At 59.7% G+C, this 19,584-nt stretch carries 19 protein-coding genes; 2 read left to right on the top strand and 17 right to left on the bottom strand.

Annotated features, from left to right (window positions below; all coding sequences use genetic code 11):
* Positions 1-3: 3 nt before the first annotated feature.
* Genes virB9 through ACTJKL_RS28165 form a run of 11 tightly spaced genes read right to left on the bottom strand, consistent with a single transcriptional unit; the run spans position 4 to position 7,921 of the window.
* Positions 4-858: a P-type conjugative transfer protein VirB9 gene (virB9, locus tag ACTJKL_RS28215; RefSeq protein WP_411923969.1), complete on the bottom strand. Its 855-nt coding sequence runs from the start codon at positions 856-858 to the stop codon at positions 4-6.
* The gene (locus ACTJKL_RS28210) at positions 855-1,526 is read right to left on the bottom strand and encodes a VirB8 family type IV secretion system protein (protein WP_411923968.1); all 672 of its coding nucleotides are present in this window, start codon (positions 1,524-1,526) and stop codon (positions 855-857) included. The genes virB9 and ACTJKL_RS28210 overlap by 4 nt, the downstream gene beginning before the upstream one ends.
* 4 nt (positions 1,527-1,530) lie before the next feature.
* Positions 1,531-1,806, bottom strand: coding sequence for a hypothetical protein (locus ACTJKL_RS28205; RefSeq protein ID WP_411923967.1), 276 nt, complete (start codon positions 1,804-1,806; stop codon positions 1,531-1,533).
* Positions 1,807-1,842: 36 nt separating this feature from the next.
* Complete coding sequence (locus ACTJKL_RS28200) at positions 1,843-2,778, bottom strand: TrbL/VirB6 family protein (RefSeq protein WP_440854368.1); 936 nt, start codon at positions 2,776-2,778, stop codon at positions 1,843-1,845.
* A 5-nt stretch (positions 2,779-2,783) separates the two neighbouring features.
* Positions 2,784-3,017 (bottom strand): EexN family lipoprotein, encoded by a 234-nt coding sequence (locus tag ACTJKL_RS28195; protein WP_440854367.1) that lies wholly within the window; start codon positions 3,015-3,017, stop codon positions 2,784-2,786.
* A complete protein-coding gene (gene virB5, locus ACTJKL_RS28190) occupies positions 3,014-3,712 on the bottom strand; it encodes a P-type DNA transfer protein VirB5 (RefSeq protein WP_411934735.1) in 699 nt (232 codons plus the stop codon). The genes ACTJKL_RS28195 and virB5 overlap by 4 nt, the downstream gene beginning before the upstream one ends.
* Positions 3,712-6,093 (bottom strand): VirB4 family type IV secretion/conjugal transfer ATPase, encoded by a 2,382-nt coding sequence (locus ACTJKL_RS28185; protein ID WP_411934736.1) that lies wholly within the window; start codon positions 6,091-6,093, stop codon positions 3,712-3,714. Before ACTJKL_RS28185 ends, virB5 begins: the two co-directional genes overlap by 1 nt.
* Positions 6,086-6,427 (bottom strand): VirB3 family type IV secretion system protein, encoded by a 342-nt coding sequence (locus ACTJKL_RS28180; RefSeq protein WP_102762270.1) that lies wholly within the window; start codon positions 6,425-6,427, stop codon positions 6,086-6,088. Before ACTJKL_RS28180 ends, ACTJKL_RS28185 begins: the two co-directional genes overlap by 8 nt.
* Before the next feature lie 4 nt (positions 6,428-6,431).
* Positions 6,432-6,731, bottom strand: coding sequence for a TrbC/VirB2 family protein (locus ACTJKL_RS28175; protein ID WP_411934737.1), 300 nt, complete (start codon positions 6,729-6,731; stop codon positions 6,432-6,434).
* Positions 6,728-7,399 (bottom strand): lytic transglycosylase domain-containing protein, encoded by a 672-nt coding sequence (locus ACTJKL_RS28170; RefSeq protein WP_411934738.1) that lies wholly within the window; start codon positions 7,397-7,399, stop codon positions 6,728-6,730. The genes ACTJKL_RS28175 and ACTJKL_RS28170 overlap by 4 nt, the downstream gene beginning before the upstream one ends.
* Positions 7,400-7,402: 3 nt before the next feature.
* Complete coding sequence (locus tag ACTJKL_RS28165; RefSeq protein WP_411934739.1) at positions 7,403-7,921, bottom strand: hypothetical protein; 519 nt, start codon at positions 7,919-7,921, stop codon at positions 7,403-7,405.
* 96 nt (positions 7,922-8,017) lie between these two features.
* Between ACTJKL_RS28165 and ACTJKL_RS28160 the strand changes: the two genes are divergently transcribed.
* Complete coding sequence (locus ACTJKL_RS28160; RefSeq protein ID WP_411934740.1) at positions 8,018-8,386, top strand: MarR family transcriptional regulator; 369 nt, start codon at positions 8,018-8,020, stop codon at positions 8,384-8,386.
* 929 nt (positions 8,387-9,315) lie between these two features.
* On the opposite strand, the gene ACTJKL_RS28155 is transcribed toward ACTJKL_RS28160, so the two are convergent.
* The 5 genes from ACTJKL_RS28155 to ACTJKL_RS28135 form a co-directional block, all read right to left on the bottom strand.
* The gene (locus ACTJKL_RS28155) at positions 9,316-11,619 is read right to left on the bottom strand and encodes an AGE family epimerase/isomerase (protein ID WP_102764686.1); all 2,304 of its coding nucleotides are present in this window, start codon (positions 11,617-11,619) and stop codon (positions 9,316-9,318) included.
* A 31-nt stretch (positions 11,620-11,650) separates the two neighbouring features.
* A complete protein-coding gene (locus ACTJKL_RS28150) occupies positions 11,651-13,198 on the bottom strand; it encodes a phosphomannomutase/phosphoglucomutase (protein WP_411934741.1) in 1,548 nt (515 codons plus the stop codon).
* Between the two features lie 36 nt (positions 13,199-13,234).
* On the bottom strand, positions 13,235-14,059 hold the full coding sequence (locus ACTJKL_RS28145; RefSeq protein ID WP_411934742.1) for a response regulator transcription factor: 825 nt from the start codon (positions 14,057-14,059) through the stop codon (positions 13,235-13,237).
* A 302-nt stretch (positions 14,060-14,361) separates the two neighbouring features.
* Entirely contained in the window at positions 14,362-15,093 is a 732-nt protein-coding gene (locus ACTJKL_RS28140; protein ID WP_411934743.1) for a Crp/Fnr family transcriptional regulator, read from the bottom strand.
* A gap of 425 nt (positions 15,094-15,518) precedes the next feature.
* Entirely contained in the window at positions 15,519-16,724 is a 1,206-nt protein-coding gene (locus ACTJKL_RS28135; RefSeq protein ID WP_440854366.1) for a glycosyltransferase family 4 protein, read from the bottom strand.
* Between the two features lie 448 nt (positions 16,725-17,172).
* On the opposite strand from ACTJKL_RS28135, the gene ACTJKL_RS28130 reads away from it, so the two are divergent.
* Positions 17,173-18,306, top strand: a complete 1,134-nt coding sequence (locus ACTJKL_RS28130; RefSeq protein ID WP_440854365.1) for a glycosyltransferase family 4 protein — start codon at positions 17,173-17,175, stop codon at positions 18,304-18,306.
* On the opposite strand, the gene ACTJKL_RS28125 is transcribed toward ACTJKL_RS28130, so the two are convergent.
* Positions 18,296-19,528 carry a glycosyltransferase family 4 protein gene (locus tag ACTJKL_RS28125; RefSeq protein WP_440854364.1) on the bottom strand — a complete coding sequence of 411 codons (1,233 nt, stop codon included), beginning with the start codon at positions 19,526-19,528 and terminating at the stop codon, positions 18,296-18,298. The genes ACTJKL_RS28130 and ACTJKL_RS28125 overlap by 11 nt on opposite strands.
* Positions 19,529-19,584: the final 56 nt, after the last annotated feature.

The following is a 19,584-nucleotide window of genomic DNA, read 5'->3' as shown; positions in this document are numbered from 1 at the left end:
TCCCTATTGAACAGCGTCGTCGGCTTTTACGACGCGCTCGACCGACGGTGATGTTGTGTTGGTGTCCGGGTTGATGCCGACACGATCGTAGGCCTCATTGAAAACGCACAGCACATCCTTGCCGCGGCGCAGGATGAACTTGCGGCTGATCGCGTGAACCATCACCAGATTGCCATCGACCGACTTCGGCACCAGGCTCTCGGAGCCGTCGGAGTTCTCCATGTAAATGGCGGGCATCTCCTGGTTGCCGACGAATGCGAAGGTCGTGATCTTGCCGTTGTCGTAGACGCTCTGCGGTTCCAGCGCCTGCGTCCCTTGTGCCGAATAGCGCCAGTTGCGCGGCCCAAATGCTTCATGAAGAGCCAGCACATTGTCGGCTTCCTTCGCCTGGTTGGCGAGTGCGCGAGCAGCGGCCTGCCGGCGGCGGAACTCCGCCTCATCACCGGGATAGCGAAATTTCACATAGAAGTATGTGTTCTGGCCGACCGCGACGGAGCCGTCGCGTACGGTGAGTTCCATCTGATAGCTGCGCGTCGATCCATCCCGGCGCGTCGTCACCACGGAAATGTTCGTGACCGGCTGGTTCTCGCGCGGTTTCAGGAATAGGATGTTTCCCGCCGGCGCCACCTCCCAGGCAACGCTGTTGCCGAGCGCCACATGGGCGATCTCCTCGTCGGCCGCGAACTCGACCTGTACGGAGGAGCGCAGCGTGCCGACGATTCTGGTAATGTTGTACGGCTGGTAGTTCACGAACCGGACACGGCTGTCCTGTGACGCGCCGCGTGGGATGTCGAGTGCAAAGGCTGTAGAGGCGGCTCCCACAAGGAAAGCCGTAACGAAGATTGTCTTTCTTATCAATTGATAGCCTCCGGATCGGCGCGGTATTCGCTGACCGCAAAGCCGAGGGGGTTCACCAGCCGGTCTGTCGAGGACATAGGGGCGTTGGCATAGGAATAGGTGAGGGTCGCGACCCAGTGGGTTGTACGGACTTCCTCGCCACGGGTAATCGTCCGCATGTAGCGGACGGAGACGACGTGCGGGTTGATCAGCGAGATCGAGGCGATGCTGATGCGCGCCGTGGCACCGCGCCCATAGACGTTCTGTGGCGATTCCGGATTGCCGCCGCGATATAAGGCCGCGAACCGGGCTTGCTCTGCTTGAGTGGACAGCAGGGCGACCGTGCGCAAAATCTCTTCCGCTTCGCTCCAGACGTAGCCTTCGCGAGCGCGCACATATTTCGCCGCGAAGTATTTGGTGACAGCCTCATCGTAGGTTCCCGCCGTCGATGTCAGCGCCGACACCACGTCGACGATGCCCGTCGAATTGTCGACCCGCACGACAAACGGCTCGACCGTTTTCAACGGTGTGAGGCCTGCGACCGCGAAGATGGATGCACCGGCAAGGACGCCTGCAACGATGGCGATCGACCAGGCGATGCGCGCCGAGTGCTCCAACTGGACCATCCGGTCCTGATCGAAACGCCGCGCCTTGTCGAAGTATGTCTTGAGTTCATCCCCTGAAACCATGGCGTCACCCCTCGCAACGTCGGTAAAAAGCAGCAATGGTGAGATGGGCGAAAGCCGGCGGCTCCCTGCTTTCCTCGACATAGGGTGTGGCCGCGTGCTGGGAGGTCGTTGACCACGTATTCGAATGCTTCTGGTTGAGATTGCTATTGTCCTCCCATTGCCACATCGAGCGATTGAGCGGCCTGCGCGAATAGCCGTCGCATTTCGGTAGCGGATAGGTCAGCGATGTGCAGCCGCTTAAGGCGGCCGCCATGCAGAACAGCGAAAATATTTTGATCATTCCTGGAGAGCCTTTTTCTTGTTCGTGCGAAAGGCGTCATGATCCCGAGCCTTTCGAGGTGAAGGTTCGACCAACGGCTCGGACACCGCGCCCGGCCGCACGGACGCTGTGTGATGCTGCCCAAGCCAGCGTGCTTTCGTGGGCGTCGCGTGCGGCGCCGTAGCCGTAGGTCAACGACGCCCCGCCGGCGGCCAGCGCCGAAGCGATGTTGGGGAGTTGGTAAAAGACATAGAGGGCGGCAAGGCAGATGGCGCAAAGCGCGATCGGGCGCATCAGCACGTCGCTATATCCCTGAATTGCCGTGAAGGTCGTGTCGATGCAGGTGATCAGCAGCGAGCCGACGGCCACGACGAGGACCTGAAGGATCACGAAATTGGCAAGCTGCCCGATCCAAGCCTCGGTGAAGCGTCGCGTTGACTGGAACATGGCGAGCGCCACGAAAATCGGCCCGATCGCCAGCACGATGGCGAGCGCCAGCCGGGCGTAGAGCGAAACGATGTAGCCGATCGCAGCGACGCAAAAGCTTGCGCCGATCACCATCATGCCACCGACGCCCGTGACAATGTCGACCGGCCAGGAACCACGCGACCAGATATCGGTAGCAGAGGCCTGCCCCTTGTCGAGCAGGCTATCAAAGGTCGAGGCGCTCGGCGCCGTACCGGTGTTCAGCGCCTGGGAGACCTCGCGCGGCAGGACGTCGAAGAAGATGTTGGTGACATAGGTCTGATATTCGCTGGCGTTCTTCACCAACATCACGATGATGGCGAGCTTGATCGCCCGGTAGGCGAAATCGAGGATCGGTTCCTGGATCGAACCGCGAAGGACGAGATAGCCGTAGAGTACAATGTAGAGGGTGATCGCCGCCGTCAACGGGCCTGAGACCCACTCTGAGATGTTCGACGTTCCGTCGGAGATGAAGGTCTCCAGGGGGGTCTTGAATTGCTCGTCGACAAAGCTGAACACCTCATACATGCGCATCAGCCTCCCAAGGAGTCACGCATGCGCTGCAGCCGCAGCTTGCCGTCGGCGGCTTCGGCGTTCCTGCAGTTCGTGGTGTCGCGAAGCTTGCCTGGATTGTTACGGCACTTCGTGATGATGTCGGTAAGCAGCGCCTCGTCGGCCACCAACTCATCGACGGTGTAGCTCCGGTCCGACGGCTCCGAGCAGGCCGCCAGGCCAAGCATTGCCAGAAGAAGGAGCAGTCTCCTCATTGCAGGGCCGCCTTCATCGTGTCCATGCGCTGGCGCCAGTCCTCGGCCTTACGCTGTTCGTCCACCTGCGCCTGAGCCTGCTGCACCATCCGCAGCCCCTCCATCCGCAGCACATCGGTCTGGAGGAAAGCCGTTTCGGCCTGAAGCCGCGCCTGAAGGTCGGCGATATCCTTGGCGTCGCCAGCCGTGGAGATCTTTTGCCGCAACTGGTCGATACCATCGATGCGCTTGGTCGCGGCGTCATAGATCTGCTCGCCAAGGCTCATCTGCCCGGCATTCCTGTTCTGGATGCGGGAAAGCTCCTGCGCATAGAAGTCGTCGGCGCTGGTCCGGTAGGTCGTATTGCCTTCGAGGAATTTCGACGCGGAATCGCCGAAGAGGCCGGTGGCGTTGCCCTTGAACAATCCTTCAATGGCATTGAAATCTGCCGGCAGCGCCTCGCGGATCGCCGGATCATTCAGGACGCTGGCGACATCGGCCATGTCGGTCAGCTTATTCAACGAACCATAAAGCTGCTGCGCCTGCTCGATCTGCTGATGCAGGGCATCGAGCTGGGACTTCAACTGCGCAATGCTCTCGATGTGCTTGGCGATCGCCGTCTGGTCGATCACCGGGATTCCCTGCCCCGCCGCACTGCCGGGGCAAAGGATCAGCGCCGCGGCGATTGCCGCACCGTGAAGTCGATGGAAAGCCATCAGCTCGCACTCCTTCTTTGTTGGAAAACGGGAAGCCAGTCCTTGGCACCGTCGCCCACCTCCGCGCGAATGGCATCGGCGAGTTCGATATTGGCGGTCCGGCCGGAGAGGATAGCGAGCTCGTCGTCGAAGCCGTTGAGATCCAGCTCGGCAACGACACTGTTGTGCCCCTGCTTCAGCACGAACCGGCGACTCTCGACGGAGAGCTCGCGCGCGATCAGCTCGTATTCGCGCTCCGTCAGCTTGAAGCCGTCGATATAGTCGGCGTGGTTGCCGCGGGCGTTCGGCAGGAAAATCTGGGTCGGGCATTGCTCGATGATGGTATGGGCGATCGGCGAGACGATCGCATCGCGCGGGCTCTGCGTGGCGAACAGCATGAGGCCGTTCTGCTTGCGGATCGTCTTGAGCTTGTTCTGGGCGAGATCACGAAAGCTCTCGTCCTGAAGCGCCTTCCAGAACTCGTCGATGACGATGATGATCCTGCGGCCGTCGATCAGTTGCTCGACTCGATGAAAGAGGTAGGCTATTAGCGGCGTGCGAATCTCCTCGTTGTCGAGGAAGTCGGTCATGTCATAGCCGACGAACTTGCCGCCGACACCAAACTCGCCGAAGCCGATGTCCTCGATGACATTGTCGAAAACCCAGCCGAGCGGCCCTCCCCTCTCCCACCGCCGCAGCCTTGCCGCGATACCTTCTGGATCGGTGTTGTCGAGAAAAGTCCTGAGCGCGCCAATCGTCCGCCGCTCGACCGGCAGGTCGGCGAGCGCGTCGATGGCGGACGCAATGTCGCGGAGTTCAGTCACGGTCAGTTCCCGCGTTGCCGAACCGACAAGCTTGCCGACCCAGCGCGTCAGGAACACCTTGTTCTCTGGCGTCAGTTCGAGTGCCTTCAGAGGGGCGCAGCCGGTCGGGACACCGTTCTTGAGGGGAAGGTAGGTGCCGCCGGCGGCGCGCACGTAGAGATCGGCTCCCCTGTCCTTGTCGAAGAACACCACATGCGGATCGTGCTTTTCGAGCTGCGACAGCATGAAGTTGAGAAGCACGGTCTTACCGGTGCCGGAGGGTCCGCAGACGAAGGTGTTGCCGAGATCGCCATAGTGGAAATTGAAATAATACGGAGACCCCGAGGCCGTTTTGAGCAGGGTGACGGCGGGACCCCATTCGTTGCCGTCCTTCCGGCCGAGTGGATAGGCGTGGAAGGGCGACAAGGCTGCGAAATTCCGCGACGTGATCGCTCCGGACCGGGCGCGGTAACGGAAGTTTCCCGGCAGCTGCGCCCACCAGGCCGCCTCAAGGCCAAGATCTTCGCGCGCGACGACTGCGCCGCCACTGATTAGGCTGGCACGAGCCTTGGCGAAGTTGTCGGTCAGTTCCTTCACCGACGGGGCGAAGACGGAAAGCGTCAGGTGGTGCTCTCCCAGCACGAACCGGTTGGACTCCAGATCGTCCATGGCCTCGTCGAGCTCCTCGATCTGCGAGGCGGCTTTGTCGCCGCTGCTCACCATCTGGTTCTGCTTGCGGCCCATGATGGCGCGGGCGTTCGCCTTCGAGACGAAGGAGAAGGATTGGGCCAGGATCAGTTCGAAAGGGCTGGTGAGCACACCATCAAGCATGCCGGTCCTGGTGCGGGCCGGATATTCCTTGAAACTCAGCATGCCGGCAAAGCGGCTCGTCGCCTCGTGCCGGATCTCGATCGTCTCGCGGCCCACGATGACGCGGTCGGAGTAGATCGCCGAGGCGATGCGCCCGTCGGTCAGCGGGATCGGCTCCCGTCGGCCACCGACGATCTGGTGCAGGACCTCGCTCGGTTCCGAGAGCAGCAAGCCATCGTGCTCGTAAAGCGACAGTACGCGCGGTTCGAAGCGCTTCAACGCCGCCGTGACATCGACCACCTTATCGCGAAGCTGCTTGAAGGCCTCCTGATCCAGCTCGATGCCAGCGCGACGAGCGTGACGCAGGCGGGACAACAGTTTCGCCGCCTTGTCGGCCGGATCGCGCGCCGGAGACCACAGGATCGTCAGGTAGAGATCGTTGCGAAACAGATCCTCGCCCACCATGCGCGCGCGGTACTTGTCATTGAGCGCGGCGGAGAACGGCGTGGTGAACGTGCCTTCCGGATAGCTGTTGTCGCGACGGCGGATGAGATGGGTCCAAAGGGCAAGCCGTTCGTCGGCTATGTTCCGATAAAGCGTGTTGAGATCGCGGTGAAGCGCGTTCAAGTCGAGAACGTCCGCGGTCTCGAAGGAGACGCCCTCAAGCGCGATCATCACCATGAGCGCGCGGGAATCGAGCGCGATCGTGGATTCGTCGACGTGGCGGACATAGGGAATGAAGGTCTCCGGGCCAAGCTCGCGAGACCTGAGTGTGGCGAGACTAGGCAAATCCGAGGTCCTTTTCGTCGTAACGCCGGGCCTGCCTCAGTGGCGAAAGCGTCGCCCCACCCCAATAGGAGCCGTTGCGTGACCGGCCGCGCGTCTCCACCCAGGCAAGCAGGATGCGAAACATGTTGTGGTCGTGCTTGACGAGCGCGCGGAACACCAGATGGAAGACGACGCCGACAGCCAAGTAGGCGACCGAGCCGGCAACGATGAAGAGAATGGTCGTCAGCATGATGTTCACGCCCATCGCTTCCATCGTCACGCCGGCGATCATCGCCGGCCGGGTGCAGGCGATGAACAGCGTGTCGTCCTCGAGCGTTGGCCGCGCGGTCGCCATGACATCAGCTTCCGACGATGGTGTTCACAAGTTCGGTGGCGCCGAAGATGCCGCCGATGCCGATGATCCAGAACCCTGCCCGTCTCAGATCCATGTAGCCGAACATCCAGGCGATGCAGATCACGATCACCGCGATGACGGCCAGCAGCTTGGCGATGTTTCCGGTCAGCATGTCGACGATGTTCTGCAGTACGGTCTCGATGCCGGCGGCTTGCGCGAAGGCCGGTTCGACCAGAGTGGCCACAATGGCGACGGCCATTAAACCGCTGGCGGCTAATGGGCGGATACGGGAACTTAAATTCATTCACTCTGCTCCATTTGACTGTTCTGAAACACGAGGACGGAAGACTTCCGCCGCGAACTGAAAACGTCCCAGGACGGCGCTGATGCCGTCTCATCGACGGGCCGGACGTCGTCCGCCTCCGCGACCGCCACATCGCCGGCGCTAGCTTCGGTGACCTCCCTCTGCTGTCCGCCATCTCCGATCACGAGAGTCGCAACGGTTTTGCCGAGCCGCTTCACTTCTTCGCGGACCTGCTCGTCGTACTGGACCTTGGCGCCAACGGACGGATCGTCTCGGCCGTAGTAGGATTGCAGCATCACCTGTTCGGCCTGGTACGGATCCGCGCCGGCCTTCACTGCGAGCCGGTAATATCCGTCGAGAAGCGTCGCGGTGGCCTGAAAGTTGAGGCACGGGTCGAAGGCGTCGGAGATCGAGAGCTTCAGGTTCCGGAGTTCCTCCGTGCCAATACCACCGAGACCGAGTTGGATGTCCTGCCGCTCGGCTACCAGCGATGTGGCGATCTCGATCGCTTCCGCCTCGGTCGCGGGCTGCTGCGAAAGTTTGGCGCCGCTGTTGATCCGGATGGCCAACGGCTCGAATCTGCTTTCAAGACTGACGACGCCGGCGAGTGTCTCGGCCGCAACCATTGGTGCGCACGTTTGCGCCAGATCGAGGAACGCAACAGGCATGGCTCAGTACCACACCCTTTGTTTGCCGACGCCGTCGATGGTCACGTCGACATAATGGGGTTGCGCGCGGACGTTCGGCCGCGTCGTCACATAGCGTTGGCACTTCATGCGGCCCTCGCTCCGGCGCCACATCGCCGAGGTGTTCCGATCATTGTCGGAATAGCATTCATCACTTGAGACGGTTTGTGGCGTGGTCGAGACGCAGCTCGCCTCGCGCCCACGATCTCCATACCGCGTCGTCAGGCGGTAGCCATCATTGCAGTAATACGGCTGGTATCTGGGGCGCGAGGCCTGGAACCCAACGCCGCTGCAGGTCGGAAAAGAGTGTCCCTTTGCAAGCGCGCGCCAGAGCTTCTCGATCGGAGGCCGGCACTCTGCATACTGCGTCGGTCCGCCGGGAGCGGAAAGGCACAGGATAACCTGGCATCCCCACTCATACGCTCGCGCTTTACCGTCGAAAACCAGATAGAATGACGCTAAGCTGGCTGCAGCAATGACTGCCTGCATGAGAGACTTGTCCATGACCACTACCCTTCACCGACGCAAGCATTTGCGGAACCTAGCAGGCTCTGCGGCTTCCCGCCTCGTTTTACAATCATATAACTGATAGTATAAAAGATGGCAAGAGCACTCAACGCACATTGGCAGAGTCAGTTATTTGCGGCCTACGCCCTGCAAGAAGTCCTCGACAAACCCATCGACGGGGAGACTCCGCAATCGCGGCTGAAGCAGCTTGGGATGATGACGGTCCTCTACATGATGCACCAGAGCCACGAAAAGCTAACGCTTTCAAACATCGTTAAAATCACCGGATTGACGCGCAATGCCGTGGCGGAATCGGTCGACCCACTCGTTGAGCGAGGCATACTTACAGAGACAATTGTGAAGAACTCCATGGGGCGCGGAACTGCGAGGCAGTTCGAGTTCTGTCCCGACGTATTTGAGAGACTAAAGCTGAGCGCACATCAAAGGAAACCGCAGAATTAGTGTCTATTATCTGACACTAAGGTTCATGTAAGGCGCGAGATCACGGCCGCTTTCGGCGCACCGTCTATCAAGTCCGCCCTGGCGCTTGCCGTTGGCCCCACCATGTGGCCACGCCGGCGCAAGAGCAGGAAGGCAGTGAGCTGCAACTTGCTTGAGAAGTTGGCTGGCCGCCTGCGGCGAACAAAAGCCGGGAAAGAGAGCCGATACAGACGAGTGCGAAGTTGCCTAAGGGACCAATATCGCTAACCGAAGCTCGTCCAAACTATTCAGCTTTTGGGGCAAGCGAAATACGCTTCATCACCAAGGTGCGAGCTGCAGGGCCGCCGAAAAGGTGATGGTACTCATCAGGTGGTCGCTAGCGGCATTCTCCGATCGCGAAACGCTGGCTACGCACAATTGCGTACTGCGTTCAACTTGCCACCGTCACAATCAACGCGCAGATTACAAGTCCTCCCTCGTGCCCTCGTGCCGTTGACCACGGATGTACTGGCAGCGGCATGAGGTTGCGGCTGCTCAGATCTAGGCGGGATTTCTCGTCCGCCTCCCATCATCATCAGGTCGAACAGCGGTAGCGCTTCTTTGCATCTGGCGCGCACCAGAAGCGGCGTCGCATCGGCGACCTTTCGGCATGGATTGGGCTTGAACGGATTGGCGTGGGGTTGAGAAGCCCAGCGGTGCCTCACGGTTACCTACGGCAAATCCTGGGTCCAGCACACCGATTGCGGAGAACCGTTTTGGCTGGCAGTGATAAGCATCCGCATCAACAGGACATATGCGCGCAGGTCTATACGACATAAACCCCTTATGATTTGGACATTATCTTCGCGGGGAGGCAACAATGCCTAGTCGCTCGCTAAGAAAAGCTCAACAGAACATCCACCCGTTGAATGCCTGTAGCGGACCTACGTCGATGCCGCTTCGGGGTTTCATTACACAGTTTCCTTATTGAGTGCGGCTGAAGGGTCTGCGGCACCGACGCTTTGAGAAAATGAAGGCAATCGATAGAGAGCTTCTTCCGTCTTATCGAGATACTGCATAAGGGCGGTCACGAGGTGATAGAATATGGAAGCTGGCACTTCAGTCGCAACGGCCCTACCCTTATCGTCGATACGGTCGATCCACATGCCGAGCGGCGCCGGGTCGATGTGCCACCGGAACAGGCGACCGACACGCGCCTCGATCTCCGGCTTGAGATCCGGTCCACCCGTGCCTTCAAGCGCGAGCGCGGCTTTGACCGCCTCGGCCTGCGGCCAACTGCGCGAGATGAGGTCAAGCGGGAGGGCGGCGCGCGACACCGCTCCGTAAGCCAGTCCTGTGGATCGATTGAGCCCAGTTGCTATCGCGGAAGCGTAGAGCTTGCGTGCAAAAGCAATCAGATCCGTCTGCCTACTTTTTGCGGCAAACTCGACGAGAAGCGAGGCCCATTCGAAATGGTGGCCAGGCTCGGTCCACTGGCCCTTTTCACCGGCGGCCGGCCTCCAGGCCTCGTCGAAATATTCGCCGAGCGTCCAGCTTTCGGTATCGAAGAAATGGCTGCGGAACAGATCGATGATGCGGGCAGCCCGGCGCAGATAACCCCGCTCGCCCGTTGCTGCGTACCAGGCGAGGAAAGCCTCGAGAAGATGCATATGCGGGTTGCTCCGGCGCAACTCGGTACCGTCTGATGTCTCGAGGAAACCGGTCAGTCTGTCGTCCTCCAGGTGTTCGTCGAGAAAGGCGAAGGTCTCCTGGCCGAGCCGCAGAGCGTCTGGATTGCCGGCTTGGTGTGCGTGAGCGAGCATCAACAGGACACAGGCATGATCGTAAGCATCCTCACACGCATCGGCAATCGTGCCGTCTTCCTGAAGCACCCGCGCCCAGCCGCCGCGTTGAGTACGTCCTTTCTCCATGAACGCAATGCCATGCTCGATCAACCGGTCGGCATCGCCGTCCCAGCCGCGTAGCTTTGCCACGGAAAAGGCGTAGACCTGACGGGCCATGGTGCGCATACGCTTGGGCTTCATCAGCGGCGCAGCCTCGAAACTCATGGCTTCGTGGAAGCCGCCATGGCGCTCGTCGACACCCACCGTAGACCACAGCGGCAGCGTTTCCTCGAACAGCCAGTGAGCGACCCGCTCACGCCAGGCACCGGGCTGAAGCACGCGACCGTGAGCCGGGGTGAACTTCGTCTCCAAACGCCCGCTCTTCTCTAGTTGTTCGACGATGCGCTTGACCTCCTGGCTCTTGGCGACCGGCGCCACGAAGGTGGCGTCAGCCGTGGACACGATCGCGACGTCTCGGAGACCGATGACCGAGAGCAGCCGACCCTGGCTGCGCAGGTAGGAGCGCTCGCAATCGATTGCGACGACGTCGCCGATCACCACGTTGCCGTTCCCGTCGGTAGGGCTGATATCGAGCAGCGACTGCCAGGAGCCGAGGTCGCTCCAACAGAAGCTCGCCGGCACCATCGCGATGCCGCTCGCATGCTCCATGATCGCATAGTCGATCGAGGCAGAGGGGATTGTCGAATATTGCTCAATTGGAAGGTAGGTGCCCGACACCTCGGTCGCTGCCGCCGCGAAGGCGCACTCTGTCTTTTGCCAGATCACGGCCTGATGCTTGCGGAAGGCTGCGCGCATAGCGCCGGCGCGAAACAGGAAAATGCCAGCGTTCCAGAAAAAGGTTCCGGACGCGACATAGGCCTTCGCCATCTCCAGTCCAGGCTTCTCAACAAACCGGGCGACATCACGAACATCGCCCTTACCAACCGACTCTATGTAGCCGTACCCAGTTTCCGGCTGGTCCGGCGGGATGCCGAAGACAACAAGTCTGCCGGCTTCGGCCGCCGGCACGCCCTTTTCCACTGTATTCCAGAACTGCTCCTCGGTCGAAATCTCGTGGTCGGAGGGCACAACCAAGACCAGTCCGTCGCCGTGAGCGGCAATCGTCTGGAGTGCAGCCACAGCGACCGCGGCAGCCGTATTTCTGCCAACCGGCTCGAAGATCGCGTGACCACCCGCCAAATCGATGCCGGCCAGGTCGGCACGCATCCGCTCAGAATGGCGCTCCGACGCGATCACGTGGACTGGCGTGTCCCCAGCCGGTCGAGCCTTCAGCCGCCGCACGGTGTTGACCAGCATCGAGCCGTGGCCGGCAAGGTCATGGAATTGCTTCGGATTGTCCTCGCGTGAAAGTGGCCAAAGCCGCGAACCGACGCCGCCGCTCATTACGAAGCAGGAAATCCGTTCCGGCATAACTTCGCCCTCTTCCCTTGCTCGCTTCCGGCTAGAAGGTCTGGTTGTAGGCGCCGACCTCCGGATTTTCCCTGAGTACGCAGTCGACCGCCTCGAACATGACGCGCTGGCGTGCTTCCGAGACCGGGCTTTCGACCACGACGACGAGCTCCGGCTTGTTGGAGGATGCCCGCACCAGTCCCCAGGTGCCGTCCTCGGCCACCACGCGCACGCCGTTAACGGTGACGAGATCGGCAATCATCTGTCCTGCGACAGGGACTCCGTCCCGCTGCATCGCCCGGAACCGCTCCACCACCCGTTCGACCACGGCATACTTCACCTCATCGGCGCAAGGTGGCGACATGGTTGGTGAACTCCAGGTCAACGGCAGCGCCCGGTAGATGTCGGCCATGCTTCTGTTCGGACTGCGGTCGAGCATCTCACAGATCGACATCGCGGTGATCAACCCATCGTCATACCCGCGCCCGAGAGGCGGATTGAAGAAGAAGTGGCCCGACTTCTCGAAGCCCGCGATGGCACCCAGTTCAGCGACCCTTCGTTTAATGTAGGAATGGCCGGTCTTCCAGTAGTCGGTGCGCGCACCGTTCGCCTTCAGCACCGGATCGCTCGCGAAGAGCCCGGTCGATTTGACGTCGACCACGAAAACCGAACCAGGATTCAAAGCGGAAATATCGCGTGCCAACATCACACCGATCTTGTCGGCGAAGATCTCGCAGCCCTCGTTGTCGACCACCCCGCAGCGATCGCCATCGCCGTCGAAGCCCAGGCCGACATCGGCGCCGCTCTCCAAGACCTTGTCCCGGATGGCATGGAGCATCTTCAGGTCCTCGGGATTGGGATTATAGCGGGGGAAGGAATGGTCCAGCTCGCAGTCGAGCGGGATCACCTCGCAGCCGATCCGTTGCAGCACATCAGGCGCAAAAGCGCCGGCCGTGCCGTTGCCGCAGGCGGCAACGACCTTTAGCTTCCGGCCGATGCGCCTGCCGCGGGTCAGATCGTCGATATAGCGCCGACGGAAGTCGGGAACAAACTCATAGGCTCCGCCGCCGGTCAGGTCGAAGTCAGCTTCCAGTACGATCCTTCTCAACTCCGCCATCTCTTGCGGCCCGAAGGTCAGCGGCCGGGCCATGCCCATCTTAACGCCGGTCCAGCCGTTCTCGTTGTGCGAGGCCGTCACCATCGCGACCGACGGCACGTCGAGTGCGAACTGCGCGAAATAGGCCATCGGAGACAAAGCCAGGCCGATGTCCCTGACCCGGGCGCCTGCGGCCATCAGCCCGCAAACTAATGCCAGCTTGATGCTAAGCGAGTAGGAACGGAAGTCGTGCCCGGTCACGATCTCCGGACCGGCGCCGGAGCGCTGGATGAAGGTGCCAAGCCCCATGCCCAGTGCCTGAGCGCCCATCAGGTTAAGTTCGGGCGCCGTCCCGCCATCGGAGCGCCCGAACCACCACCGCGCATCGTATTCCCGAAACCCCGTCGCCCGTATCAGCGGGCTCGTCTCATAGGTAAATTTGTCCGGCCCGGATTCTTGGGCCCGCCCATTTGCCGACGCCGATTCAAAACGAGCAAAATTCATCTGCACCGCCTCGCGCACCTCCAATTGTTGGAACCATTAACAGGATCGCGGTTCCCGCAGTCCCGGCTTGTCCCGTGCTCCGCCCTCGACGACGAACATATCGCTGAGCTTGTAAGCAACCTCAGTCCGGTTCGTAGCCTTCAGCTTTTTCATGATGTTCCGGATGTGGACCTTTACGGTGCTCTCACGCAGATTGAGCTCGTAGGCAATGATCTTGTTCGCCTTGCCGCGCCTGAGCGCTTGGATGACTTCTTCCTGCCGCTGCGTGAACATCCCCCCCAGAGGCCGTGTCACCTCCCCGCCAGCGACCATGTCCATTCGTGTGGTCAGGACACTGCTGGCGGGGACGAATATCCCGCCGGCTCGCGCGAGATTGACGGCTTGCACACAGACGTCGAACCCGATTGAGGATGGTATATAGCCCCTGACTCCGCACTCAAGTGCCTTGAGGATTTGAGGCAGTTCATCCCAGTCGGATAGGAGCACGACGGGGGTCGGGTCAAATTCCCTTACCAGATCCGAGATTTCGGCCGAATTGCTGGCATCGACAGCCTTTCGACCACCGATATTCAACAGGATTGCCGCGATGGGCGGATGAGGTTCTTTGTCCTTGCGCCATTCATCAACTGAACCATAGGCTAAGACTTGCATGCCGATACCATGCAGCACGAGACATTGGGACAGGCATTCCCTATCGAGTGTTCGGTTGTCCAGCAGGAGCAGAGCCGAGCCCGCTGCCGTGTTGTTATGCGTTTCACTTATTGCCTTGCCAGGAAGAGGTGAGCTCAGCCTGTGGACTTCAAGCGCGCCATTTTCGTGAATTCGAGTCAATGAATGCATGGTACACCCCCACCGCAACATTAGTCGGGCGCAAATAAATGATGAGGTGGCGCTGAACGGTTCACGTCACCCGCCACAAAAAAATGTCAACATTTGAAAGGGCGCCGGTAAAGCGCCAATCCCCAATAGTAAGCGAGAATAAGCCCTAAAGCGTGACCGTTCATTAACCTAAGTTAATATGCACCATTATTTCGTATATATATGGGAAATCTAACCTAAACGGAGCAATTACAGGCTACTCTACAGATTAATACGGTTTTACAATCCGCTCGCACTATACCCATTTTGGGTTATCTCAAACATCTTGATCTCGCATTCGCATTTCATGTCTCACCGGGCAAACGGAGGTAACCTGGATCGAAATCTGCAAAGTGCTCTAGGCCTTCTTTGTTCAGTAAATGAACGGAACCCTGTCGGAAATCCAAATAGCTCCTCTGTCTCAATTCGCGCAGCATCCGGTTAACATGGATCGGGGTTACCCCGAGTGCGGCCGCGAGATCATATTGAGTTAGGGGGCATTTAAACCCATGGCTTTTTGCAGCATCCGCCTTCTCTAGGCGCGTCCCCAACTCAAGGAAAAAATGAGCGGTACGTACCAAGGCACTTCTTCGGCCCAGATTGGTCAAGTGCTGAGACAGAATCGCTTTTTCGCGGGCGATCGCCCCGAGCAGGCCAGCGGCAAGGCTCGTGGAATGGGCGAGGCCTGACGAGATCGCCTTGGCGGGCGCCTCGAATAGCATGAGTTCGGTCTGTGCCGTGAATGATTCCAAACCTTCTCCCTCGAAGGCTCGAGAGGCTACAACCTCTCCTTTCAGCGGGAAATCGAGGATTTGCCGCTCGCCATTCGCCAAATTGGTGCAAATGCAGCCCCAACCGGAATGGACGACGAAGATGCGATCCTCCTCGTCTCCCTGTCGGGTAATCACCGCATGCGCGGGGTAACGCCTCGGAATGAAGCCGAGCGACCCAAAGAGGGATTTATCGCTGTCGTTGAGCGCAACCCGGAGTATCGAGGTTTCCAGTGCCCGGGCAAACGCTTCAGACGCAACTGTCATTTGCGGGGCACCCCCTTTCTTTAAACTTGCATAATATACGGAGTGCGCCACAACGTAAGATTGCTAATGCGAGCTAATGCGAAATCGGTATCGTGCTCCCCCCTTGTGAGGTCATGTCACGCATATTGAGTTGTGGCTGAGCGAGGAGGCAACCTCACGCTTTTGCGAAGTACTCAGTACGGTCCCGCTTGCTCGTTAAATTTTTGCGTCGCTACCGCAAGGTGAAGCCGCCGTGTTTGGGCCCGAGTCTGAGGCGATTGCGCTCAATCGTGGGGCCTGGCCGCCAACTGGATAGATCAGGACGAGGTCCAATGATGCGGGCGAGACCCGGGAAGGAATCCAACAAAAGGGAAATGGCCGTCATCAGATCTGGTGAAGTCTGCGAGTCACGCAGACCTTGCGGCGGGTTCACGCGCAGGATGTGATTAGCATGAGTCGATGTCCGCGATCAGGTGCAGATACGCCTCAGCAATCCGGCGCCATGAAAAGGTCGCTGCCCGGGCTCTGCCCTTTTCTGCCAAGTGGCGACGTAGACTGTCTTCCTTGCAAAGTCGGCGGACGGCCGAAATCCATGATCCGGCATCTGCCGGACCGGCATAAAGGGCGGCATCCCCACACACCTCTGGAAGACAGGGGGCAGTCGAAGCAATAAGGGGACAACCAAGCGCCATCGCTTCGACGGCTGGCAAACCAAACCCTTCGATGCGGGAGGGGAAAAGGAAGCACAATGCATGCGAAAGCACGTTGGCCAGGTCGTCGTCACTGATGCGGCCCAGCAGTCGGAGGTTCGATGGCTGCTGCGGGACCAATTGTTTCAGCAAAGCGGCATCAACATCGCCAGCCATACAAAGATCCAGCCCCAGCCGATCCAAGGCTGGGGCAAGCTTCAATAGAAGTTCTACATTCTTGTACTTCTGGCTTTGGCCAAGGCAGAAGACAAAAGGCCGCTGCCCCAGATCGATCGACGATAGCGCCGCATCCCAGCGCGCTACATGATCGCTTCCATTGTAGGTAACAGTGATCTTCTCGAAAGGTGCCACGCCAAAGCCGGCGATGTGATCGCGTGAGAAACTCGATACTGTAGTAATCGCCGACGCTCGGCGGCCCAATGCTGGAAGTATCAATCTGTGCGCCAAGCGAAATCCTCGGCCGTAGCTTTGTGGCATCAATCTGGTGTGTAGATCGTGAATGCACACGATTTGGCGCCGTATAGCTACCGGCGCGAGATTGCAGAAGCTCAGCAATCCGCCCCTTACATAAAATGGCAATTGCGCCTGCACCCAGAACTGCGGCAGCCGAGGTCGACTGTATTCCGGCACCACACGCACCGGGATTGACTCCAAGGGGAGATCTCCAGGCGGTTCGCAAGGGGCGACAATCGAAAACTGGAGCCCACGCGTCATCGGATGACGTTCCGTCATTAACGCGTCGAGCGCCAAAGTTACTTCTCGCGCATAGCGGGCCACACCAGTCGGCCGCAAAGCGAGAAAGTCCCCGTTGATGGTCCAGTCATGATGCCAATTCGGAATAGGCGCCGCGAGCGCCGGTCCCCCTACGTCCCATCCATGCCGTGGCGATTTCGCACGAGTACTCTGCTGGTCGACCGGGCGAGCGCCCCCGACATCGGTCATGCTTGCTACTCCACCGCGGACGACATTGTCCGAATGCACAATGGAGCATCCAATGAACAATTGGGCGCGGGTCGTTCAACTTCTCATCAGTCGCTCGGGCCCTATCGTCCACCTGGAGGCGTTATGCCGTCGGCTTATGTCCTTAAACCTAACCTTATGGAAAATACCTCCACATGCGCGCGTTCGAAACGAACCAATTGGAGGTAAAGGTGGCATGCCCGATGGCCATCGTCCTGCGACCTACACCGAGTTTAACGCCAATGAGTAAGAGCCCTATCCAAAGGGTGGTGACGTGGTGAGCCTTTCGCCGGAACGGGGTTTGCCTGGCCGCGCCGAGGGCAAACGAGCGGGCGTCGGTCCTCACTCCAAGGGCTGACGGGGGCTAGGAAGAAAAGTCCGAAGGTTTGCGCTAGGCTTGGACGCGGTGTAACGCGCGCAGTGGCGGACTATGGAACGCTCGTGGACAATTAACGGACGCTTTCTGGCGCAGCCTCTTACGGGTGTTCAGCGATACGCTTTTGAGATCGTGCGTGCCTTGGACGAACTTCTCGTCGAGCAGCCCCTCCTCGCCAGCAAGCTCAAGATCGAATTGCTCGTTCCTCGCGAGGCAAGGGCCCCTTCCCTCAAAAGGATCTCAACGCGCGCCATCGCCATTGCCCCTACGCACGGCCACTTGTGGGAGCAGGCAGCGCTTGCAGCTCACGTTCGAGGTGGACTTCTCAGCTTCTGCAATACCGGCCCCTTGAGCGTCCAAAAGCAGATCCTGTGCATCCATGATGTCAACACGCGAACCTACCCACAGAGTTATTCGCTCCCGTTCCGGCTGCTCTACCGCACCTTACTACCTGCTTTGGGGAGGAGAGTCGCGGCGGTCGCGACGGTCTCGCGCTACTCTGCCGGCGAGCTCGTCCGTCATCGAATATGCGGACCTGGCAAGATCATGGTGATCCCAAACGGGCACGAGCACGCAGCCTCGTGGAAGCCGGGGCATTCCCAAAGGACTCGGGCCGTCGCGGGGCGGGACACGATTGTCGTCATGGGAAGCGCAATTCCTCACAAGAACACCGGCCTGATCATCGGCATGGCCGAAAGGCTTGCCGCTGTGGGGCTTCGAATAGCGGTGGTAGGCATGTCCGACGCGCGCGTTTTCAAGAGCGACGGCCGGAAAGAACCGGCCAGCAATGTCGTTTGGCTGGGAAGACTGTCGGATGAGGAATTGGCGGCGCTGCTCCAGGACTGCCTGTGCCTTGCGTTCCCCTCTTTCATAGAGGGCTTCGGTCTGCCTCCGCTCGAGGCCATGGCCACCGGTTGCCCGGTCATTGTATCCAATCGTGCCAGTTTGCCGGAAATCTGCGGTGAAGCGGCTCTTTACGCTTCTCCCGACGACGCCGAAGCTTGGTTTGACTGTTTCATGCGGGTGCGCAACATGCCCGCCATGCGCGATGAAATGATCGGCCTCGGCAGGGTACGAGCGTCAAATTTCCAGTGGAAGGCGTCGGCTGGCCGATATCTCGACGTAATGGCCGTTTTGGACGGAATGTCTCAGTCCTCCGGCGGGCCGGTTGCCACGTCTATCGCCTGACGTGGGCGGCCTGCGCCAGTGCAAGCGCTTTCAGGATCGCCAGGTCGAAGCGGTTTACGGAAAATCTGTCCGCATTCGATCGGCATGCCTGCGATTTGATCGCCGGCTGGTTCTGCTCGAAGACGTGGATGGCCTCCTTGAGCGACTCCACAGATTGGCTGCCAAAGAGAATACCAGTTGGATGCTCTGCTTCGCCGAACGCCTGCACGATATCGCGCGCGCCGCCGCGGCCAAAAGCGATCAGTGGCGTACCGCATGCTTGTGCTTCCGCCAGAGCTATTCCGAAATCCTCGCACCCAGCAAACACCATCGCCTTGGCCCTGGCGACGGTCCTCACATATTCCTGTCGTGGCAAATAGCCAGTGAAGCTTACGTTGGAGCTGGCCATGCCCCGCAGGCTCTGCGATTGTTGACCTTCTCCTACCACTACCAGTCGCCTCGATGGCATGTCGTTGAATGCCCGTATCACAAGGTCCGTGCGTTTGTAGGGCGCGAGAAAAGACGCCGTAACGTAATAGTCGTCTTTGCAGGCGATAAATTCGAGTTCGTCGAGGGCAACCGGCGGAAAGACGACCTGAGCTTCCCGGCCGTAGATTCGCTGGATACGGGAGCGCACATAGCTCGAATTGGCCAGCATGAGATCGGGCCCGTGGGCGGTTCGGGTGTCCCAGGTCCTTAGATTATGCAGCATGTAGCGGAAGAGCAGGCCCTTTGGGCCAAATCCAAGACGACCCTGCGCAAGATAGGAAAACTGTTCGTCCCACGCGTAGCGAATGGGGCTGTGTACGTAGCATAAATGTGGCTGGTCAGGCCGGGTTAGAACTCCGCGCGCGAAGGCGGCGGAGGACGAGATGACGGCATCATAGCCGGTGACATCGAACTGCTCGACGAGAAAAGGGCAAAGAAAAAACAGGGAGCGATAATATTTTTGCACCATTGGCAATCGGTTGGCGGCCGAGGAATGAAACGCGACATCGTGAAAATACTGCTCCTTTATGTCCTTTGGAAGAAAGTCGAATAGGGTGAAGACCTCTGCATTTGGGAACAGCTTGCATATGCGGGCAAGCACACGCTCACCACCGCGAAAGTTTGGGCACCAGTCGTGTACGATGGCGATTCTTGCGCCGCGGTCCGCCAATGCCGGCGGCGTTTGACCAGAAATGCGTCTATGCGGCCTAAGGCCAGTGATCGTGGCCATTTCGTCCCGGCGCATATGATGCATGTGGGAACACCCCCTCAGCCGATGTGCTTCCAGGTTCTCCACATGAACGCGGCTCT

The sequence above is a fragment of the Sinorhizobium sp. 22678 genome, from assembly GCF_052044265.1.
GTDB classification, from domain to species: domain Bacteria; phylum Pseudomonadota; class Alphaproteobacteria; order Rhizobiales; family Rhizobiaceae; genus Sinorhizobium; species Sinorhizobium meliloti_A.
The sequence above is the reverse complement of the archived record's forward strand: the minus strand, read 5'-3'. Positions and strand labels throughout refer to the sequence as shown.